The 7,992-nt window shown below is 68.7% G+C and carries 5 protein-coding genes and 1 pseudogene; 5 read left to right on the top strand and 1 reads right to left on the bottom strand.

The features are described 5' to 3' along the window. Positions 1-447 precede the first annotated feature (447 nt). Positions 448-1,443 carry a LysR family transcriptional regulator gene (locus tag QZV97_RS19795; protein WP_295646878.1) on the bottom strand — a complete coding sequence of 332 codons (996 nt, stop codon included), beginning with the start codon at positions 1,441-1,443 and terminating at the stop codon, positions 448-450. A 137-nt stretch (positions 1,444-1,580) separates the two neighbouring features. Between QZV97_RS19795 and QZV97_RS19800 the strand changes: the two genes are divergently transcribed. The 5 genes and pseudogenes from QZV97_RS19800 to QZV97_RS19820 form a co-directional block, all read left to right on the top strand. After that, the gene (locus QZV97_RS19800) at positions 1,581-2,555 is read left to right on the top strand and encodes a tripartite tricarboxylate transporter substrate binding protein (RefSeq protein WP_295646881.1); all 975 of its coding nucleotides are present in this window, start codon (positions 1,581-1,583) and stop codon (positions 2,553-2,555) included. A gap of 78 nt (positions 2,556-2,633) precedes the next feature. Then, complete coding sequence (locus tag QZV97_RS19805; protein ID WP_295646885.1) at positions 2,634-3,629, top strand: methyltransferase; 996 nt, start codon at positions 2,634-2,636, stop codon at positions 3,627-3,629. 12 nt (positions 3,630-3,641) lie between these two features. Continuing rightward, complete coding sequence (locus tag QZV97_RS19810) at positions 3,642-3,962, top strand: hypothetical protein (protein WP_295646888.1); 321 nt, start codon at positions 3,642-3,644, stop codon at positions 3,960-3,962. A 165-nt stretch (positions 3,963-4,127) separates the two neighbouring features. Next, a complete protein-coding gene (locus tag QZV97_RS19815) occupies positions 4,128-4,769 on the top strand; it encodes a phytochelatin synthase family protein (RefSeq protein ID WP_295646892.1) in 642 nt (213 codons plus the stop codon). 697 nt (positions 4,770-5,466) lie between these two features. Then, positions 5,467-7,992: pseudogene (locus tag QZV97_RS19820) on the top strand (DEAD/DEAH box helicase); the annotation flags it as partial.

The raw sequence follows: 7,992 nt of genomic DNA on the forward strand, positions 1-7,992 counted from the left end.
CGGCTTCCAGCTCCTGCTTGGAGAGTTTCATGGGGGCTCCTGAATGAGGGCGGGCGCGACATCGGCCCGTGGATTCAGGTTCCCACGAGGGATCGCGTCGTCAACTGGCAAGGGATGGGCGCCGAAGTAACAGGCTTCCGTGGTGGCTCCTTCCCGGCCATCAAGATACCGTCGACCAACGCGGAGTGGCCGTCGGCAACCTGGCTGACGCCGGTCGCTCGCAGCGCGGGATCGGTCGGCAGCCGTCGACCCATACCGGCCCATCGGCTCGCTCCAAATCCGCCCGACGGCGAGTACGGTTTCCTCGCATTTCGCGTGTACGGAGCGGTCGCTCATGGACTCCGGCGGTCGGCCATCAGAAGGCATCCCGAAAGCGACCGTCCTTGGCAAAGGCCTGTTTGCCGCCATCGCAGACATTGATGCCGCTCGGCGGCACGTACTCTTCCCTCAGCGCGTCTCGGACGCGCGCCGGCGCTTCCTCTTCGCCCAATGGGGCATCGCGGTGGCCGGAAGCGGCCGCAGGCGCTCGCGCTCGACCTCTGCGAACAACTGCACCACCCAGTCGAGAAACGCCCGCACGCGGGGCGTGCGCCGCACGCTCGGGGCGTACAGCAGATTGACGGGCGGCACTTCGTCGACAACCCACTCCGTCAGCGCCGGAACGAGCAAGCCGCTCGCCACCTCACGCCCGGGGCGTTGGTGCCAGTCCAGCAGGCGAGCCACGCCGACGCCCGACACGACCAGATCGCGCACCATGTCGCGGTGCACGTTGTCGACGATGACCGAGCCACGTGCCGCCACTGGCACATGCTCGTTGCCTCGCCTGAAGTGCCACAGGTCCATCACCGACCCGGTGTTCGAGCGGATGCACAGGCAGTTGTGCTGCTCCAGGTCGAGGGGATGCTGCGGTGTGCCATGCGCAGCCCAGTAGGCTGGCGAGGCCACGACCATGAAGGTCGTGGCCCCCAAGGGCCGAGCGACCAGATTGCCCACTTGCTGCGGCCAGCCCATCACGAGGATGGCGTCGAGGCTGCGGTCCTGCAGCTCGGACATGTTCATGAAGTAGCGCATGTCGAGCTGGATGTCGGGGAACAGGGCGCAAAACCTGGGAAGCGCCGCAGTCAGGACCTCCTGGGCGATGACCGGTTGCACGCCCACGACCACGGTGCCTTGCACCCGCGTGGCCGAGGCAGCGGCCTGTTCGACCGCGTCGTCGAGCTGTGCCAGGGCGGGCCGACACGTCTCCAGGAACGCGCGCCCCGGAACCGTCGGCGTGATGCCATGGGCACTTCGCACCAGCAACTGCACGTTCATGTCAGATTCGAGCGCGCCCACCTGCTTGGCGACGGCTGCCGCACTCACGCCGTGCTGGCGTGCCGCGGCGGAGAAGCTGGCACCCTCGACGGAGGAGACGAAGTAGCGGATCGCGCGGAGTCTGTCCATGGTGTGCTCCTGCAGAAGATGCGCCACGCGTTTCGAGGCGCTTCAACCAGCAGTTGAAGGCGGCTGCAACAAGCAGAGTATTCCCATGCATCGGACCGGCGCCTAGAGTGGACTCGACCGATGGCAAAGGAGTCACCATGAAGCTGCATCGTCGCCAGTTCCTGAACCTCAGCGTTGCCGGCTGTGCGGCCCTGGCCTGGCCCGCGCTTGCCGCCGAGTGGCCCAGCCGGCCAATCCGCCTGATCGCCGGCGGCGCCGGCAGCGTTACCGACATTCGCGCACGCTGGCTGGCAGAGCGTCTCGGCTCGGCACTCGGCCAGCCCGTCATCGTAGAGAACAATGCCGCCGCCGGCGGGAACCTGGCTGCGGAGCAGGTGGCGCGTGCTGCGCCCGACGGCTACACCCTGCTGCTCACGCACCAGGGCATCGCGGCGATCAATCCGCACCTGTTCGCCAGGCTCGGCTACGACGCGCTGGCCGACTTCGTGCCGGTGGCTCGCTTCGGCATTGGCCAGCTGGCGCTCGTGGTGCTGGCGGCTTCGCCGATCCGCTCGGTAGCCGATCTGCTGGCGCGCGCCAGGGCCAGGCCGGGGGCAATGAACTACGGCTCCAACGGCAACGGCACGCCGCCACATCTGGCCGCCGAACAGCTCAAGCGCATGACCGGCATCGAAGCGGTGCACGTGCCTTACAAGGGCGGCGGTGCGCTTCTGACAGCGCTGCTGGGGTCGCAGGTGGACTGGGCCATCGAAGGGCTGACGCCGCTGCTGCCGCATGCCAAATCGGGCGCGTTGCGCGCACTGGCGGTCACAGGTGGCCGCCGGGTGCCGGACTGGCCGGACGTGCCAACGCTCGCCGAGGCCGGCGTGCCGGGCTATGAGTACATCGGCTGGACGGGCGTCAGCGCGCCTGCTGGCACGCCGAAACCCATCGTGGACCGCCTGAACGCGGAGATCAATCGGGCCGCGACGAGCGACGAAGGCCAGCGGTTCTTCGCGAAGGCCGGCGCCGAAGGCGGTGGACTTTCGCCCGCCGATTTCGCCGATTTCGTTCGAGCCGAACACACACGGTTCGGGCGGCTGATCCGCGAAGCAGGCTTGAAGGCCGAATAGGAAGCCAAGGCCATGCAGGCTTCAACACCGGCAGTCGACGCTCGCGGCTCTTCCTGCGATGCAGCCGATCTTCTTGCCATGATCAATGGCGCCTGGGTCACGCAGGTCATCCGGACGGCCTGCGAGCTCGATTTACCCGACCGCCTGTCGCAACAGGTCGCCGATACGGCGTCGCTGGCGACGGCGAGCGGCAGCGACGTCAACGCGCTGCGGCGTCTGTTGCTTGCGATGGCCTCCCTTGAACTGTGCGAGCCTGTGCCCACCGATTGCTGGCGGCTCTCGCCCAGGGGTCAGTTGTTGTGTCGTGATGCGCCGCTGTCACTGCACCACTGGGCCCGTCACGCCGGTGGAGGTCTGTGGCAGCGCTTGGGCGAACTGCCAGAGGCGGTTCGCAGCGGCGCGAGCTGGTCCGAACGGCATCACGGCGTCGGAGGCTACGAACGGCTGGCCACGGACGCGCACGCGGGCCACGTATTCCATCGGGCGATGGTCGAGCTGACCCGGCAAGTCGCTCCCGCCATCGTGTCGCATCTCGAGCTGAGTTCGACCCGCTGCGTCGTGGATGTCGGCGGCGGTCGGGGCGAACTACTGGCTGCCGTGCTGCAACGCGTACCGTCGGCGTGCGGTGTGCTGTGCGACCAGAGCGCGGCGTTGGAAGGCGCGGCAGCCGTGCTGGACCGCTGCGGCGTGGCGGCACGCTGCCGGATCGAGGCGGGGGACTTCTTCGTCGGCGTTCCAGCCGGGGCCGATCTCTACCTGCTGAAGAGCGTTCTCCACAACTGGGACGACGAGTCCTGCCGGCGGATCCTGGCGCGATGCGTCGACGCCATGCCCCCCCGGGCACGGCTGGTGGTGATCGAACGCCTGCGTCCCGAATCTGCCGGGCACGGCCCGCGCGACCGGGAGGTTGCCCGCACGGACCTGAACATGCTGGTGAGTCTGAGCGGACGGGAACGCAGCCGAAGCGAGTACGCCCGCCTCCTCGCCGACGCGGGCCTGGCGCTGTCGTCGGCGTGCGAGACGACGGGTGCATGGTCCGTGCTGGAAGCCCACGGCGAGCCGGCGCTCGGATAGGAGTCGAGGAGCATGCAAGTTCGCCTGGCCACCTGCCACCCGCCGCGCGTGCCGGCGCGCTGCCGCTACCTGGCCGTGCTGGCGTGGTCGTTCGCGCTGTTCAACGCCCTTCGATTGCTGGCATACCTTCCCACCATCTGGGCGATCTACACGAGTGGCGACTCGCAGCAGCACTCCTGGTTCACCTGGCTGACGTGGGTGGGCGCCAATGTGACCATGGCGGCTTGGTTGTACGAGGATGCGCAGCGTTGGACGCGCGCAGTCGCGGTCAATGCCTGCAATGCAATGATGTGCTTTGCGACGCTGGTGCTGATCCTCGCACTGCGGATGTGAGGCCACGGATCGAATGGCACACAGAATCCCGTAGCGCGGCGATCGTCGCTTGAGCATGCCGATGAACCGTGCGATGAACATCGCGGCGACTCTCGCCGTCGCGCCTCTGCTGGCGACCTCGGCCGGGTTGGCCTGGTACATCTTCGCGCCTCCCCCATCGAAGCCTTGCCGCTCGCGGGCGAGCTGATCTCTGGCGCGTCCATGGAAGGCCAGCACTTCTTGGCGGAGTCCGTCTACAAGACCGACCTCGCTCAGCTGAAACCATTTCTCCTCCCCCAGGGCCGACGTGCCTTCTGCGGCCCTGCAACGAGTGCTGCGGTCATCAACGCTGCGCTGCGCCCATCGAACCCGGTCACCCAGTTCTCGCTCTTCGGCACCGCCACGCCGGACACCAAGAGCGAGCTGGCCGTCTCGCTCTCGGGTCTGACGCTCGAGGAACTTGCCGTGCTTCTACGTGCGCACGGTCTCGTGGTCCGAACGGTTCATGCCAAATTCGGCGACGTCGCCACCTTTCGTGCCGACGCCCAAGAGACGCTCAGCGAGCCGCTCACCTTCCTGGTGGTCAATTACGACCGTGGCGCTGTGGAGCAAGCCGGCGCCGGGCACATCTCTCCTGTTGGCGCGTACCACGTGGCGACGGATCGCCTGCTGGTCATGGACGTGGCGGCCTACAAGTATCTCCATACGTGGGTACCGCTGAGCAAGCTGTGGGTGGCCATGAACACTGTCGACCTCGACTCGGGCCGGTCTCGGGGCTACCTCATTGTCACCGCGGGCGCACGCGTCGACGGCACTTCAGGCAGATGACTCGCCGGGCTGGTAGAGCGACGAACGCACACGTACCGTTGTCCAGCGCCCATCGAGCGTGCGCTTCAAGATGCTCCGACGAGGTGCGGGTTTCGGCCGGGTCGAGCCGAAAGGAACCTGAGACTCTTCACCGAAATCCTGCCCTTCGAGTGCGTGCCGAGGCGAGATCTTTCGAGCGCGGCCCGACCGGCAGCTTGTGGCCAGGTGCTGCCCGTGCTCGGCGCAAGCTGAAGGTCCGTTGCCGGCCACATCGCCGACGCTCCAATCACTGGTGCCGAGCAGTCCCGTTGCGGCGGACGGGCCTCGACGACGTAGCGTTTGTCGGCGCGTCGGGCGCCAGCCGCCACCGCGCGGCCCCTGCCAGATCGGGCCTTGGCAGTGGCGACTGGTTGAGACGCGATCGGACCAATATGCCTTCGCGCACAGTGCAAGGGCTACCCGCAGGCATCCGCCTGCCCAGCCCCGACCTGCGTCGGCGCCGCGGTCGTTACCCGCCTTGCACGCCCCTTCGTGCTCCGCCAGGAGCCCGATGCCCGCGGCACACCGACACCGCATCTGACTGATTGATCGCCGCCTCGCGCGGCACCAGAGCCACCCACCCCTGCGTCCGCGCATCCGGTGGGCCATCCATCCACCCTGACGGGGAGCCATCTCCCCGCGGGGCAGGTGCGTCTCCGTCGCCCCAACGGAGAACCCCATGGCCCGCATTCCCGAGCCCTGTTCCTGGCTGCCCGGCTTCGAGCCAGAGCCTGCCGCGGCCTTCGCGCCGCCCTCGCCTCCATTCCCTCCCGTTCCTCCCGATCCGCCGCTCGACGACGAGCCGGGTGAAGAGGAACACGAGCCTCGTTCACCACTGCCGTTGTGGCGGCCGAGCGGGCCGCCGACGCCGAACGCCTCGAGGTGCCCCTGGCCCCAACTGCCCGCCGGCGGGCTCGACATCCCGCGTGGCGCCGTCGCCAAGTTCGAGGCCAACCTGGCCGCGATCGAGACCCTGCGCGCGCTCGACGCGTCGGGCAGCGAGCCCGACGATGCCCAGCGTGGCACGCTCCTGCGCTACACCGGTTGGGGCGGCCTGCCCGCGAGCTTCAACCACGAAGCGACGGAGCCGGCCTGGGCCGGCCGCGCCGCGCAACTGCGCGATGCGCTCGACGCCGACGATCACCGCTCGGCGCTCGCGTCGGTGAACAACAGCCACTACACCCCGGTCGCGGTGATCACGGCGATGTGGCAGGCGGTTCAGGGCTTTGGCTTCAACGGAGGCCGCGTGCTCGAACCGAGCGCCGGCATCGGCCACTTCCTCGGCGCGATGCCAGCGGCGCTGGCCGAGCAATGCTCGGTCACCGCCATCGAGATCGACCGGCTTTCGGGTCGGATGCTGCGGGCGCTGTACGGCGCCAGCGGCGTGGACGTGCGCATCGGCGCGTTCGAGAAGACGCCGCTGGCCGACAACTGGTACGACCTGGCAATCGGCAACGTGCCCTTCGGCGCCTACAAGGTGGCCGATTCGAGCAACCGGCCTTATAGCCGCTTCAGCATCCACAACTACTTCCTCGGCCGCGCGCTCGACCTGCTGCGGCCCGGTGGGCTGGCCTGTTTCATCACCAGCAGCCACACGATGGATGCCTGGGAGGACACCGTGCGCCGCTACCTCGCGTCGCAGGCGGTGCTGCTGGGCGCGATCCGCCTGCCGCGCGGCGCCTTCGCCGAGATCGCGTCGACCGACGTGCAGGCCGACATCCTGTTCCTGCGCAAGCGGATACCGGGCGAAGCCGACGAGCAACCGTGGCTGGGCCTGAGCGTGGTGCCCGAGTCGCTGCGCGATCCGCGCTGCGGCGAACGCTACCTGCAGATCAATCAGTGGTATGCGGCGCAACCCGAGTTCTGCATCGGCCGTATCCGCCAGGAAAGCAACGGCCACGAGCCGGTGCCGACCGCGGTGTTCGACGGCGACCTGGCCGCAGAGCTGCCGCGGCGAGTCGACCTGCTGCCACGCGGCGTGTACAGCGCCGCCGCGCCGGAGGCGATTCCGGCCCAGCGCCGAGCATCAACCGCGCCCGGCGGAGCAAGGCCGGGGAGTCACCACCTCCACCACGGCCGCGTGCATCGCGTGGAGGACGGCGAACTGGTGGACATCCACGAGCGCCTGAACGCCACGCAGCGCGCCCGCATCTCGGGCCTGTGTTCAATCCGCGACCATGCCAGAGCCCTGCTCGATCTGCAGTTGGCGGATGCCAACGACAGCCGGCAGCGCCACGAGCGTGCCATGCTGAACGGCAGCTACGACCGCTACGTCGCGCGCTTCGGGTGTCTGTCGAACCGGGCCAACGCACTCGCGTTCCGGCGCGACCCCGACTACCCGCTGCTGCTGTCGCTGGAGCACTACGACGAGGAGACCGAGACCGCCACCAAGGCGGCGCTGTTCAGCCGGCGCACGCTGGCGAGGATTGTCGAGCCCGAAGCCGCAGCCGAACCGGAGGAGGCGCTCGCCGCCTCGGTGCAGTGGCGCGGCCGGGTCGATCCGGCCTGGATGGGCCAGTTGCTGTCGGCGCCGCCACAAGCGGTGCTCGATGCCCTGGCCGAGCGTGGGTTGGTGTTTCTGGACCCGGCGGACGGGCTGTGGAAGACCGCCGACGAGTACCTGTCCGGCGAGGTCAAGGCCAAGCTCAGGCAGGCGCTGGCCGCCGGCCCGGAGGCCGCACGCAACGTGACCGCGCTGGAGCGGGTGCAGCCGGAGGACTTGCCGCCGGCAGCCATCGAGCCGCGCGTGGGCGCGGTGTGGATTCCCGCCGGCGACGTGGAGGACTTCATCCGGCAGGTGCTGGAGCAGAAGGACTGCGAGGTGGGCTACTCGGCGCAGGCCGGGGCCTGGTCGGTGCGTTACCCCGAGTGGAGCGCGCGCCAGAACGTCAAGGTGACGCAGGAGTTCGGCACCTCGCGGCTGAACGCGATCGAGTTGGTGCAGTGCGCGCTGAACGTGCAGGTGCCGACGGTGCGCGACCCGGACCCGGAGAGCGACCGCATGATCGTCAATCCCGACGAGACGCTGGCGGCGCGCGAGAAGCTGGCGCTGATCAAGGAGCGCTTCGCGGCCTGGGCCTTCGACGAAGCCGAGCGCCGCGAGCGGCTGTGCCGGACCTACAACGACCTGTTCAACGCCACGCGGCCGCAGCAGTTCGATGGTTCGCACCTGAAGCTGCCGGGGTTCTCGCGCTGTTACGCGCTG

This window comes from uncultured Methylibium sp. (assembly GCF_902826655.1).
GTDB lineage: Bacteria > Pseudomonadota > Gammaproteobacteria > Burkholderiales > Burkholderiaceae_C > Methylibium.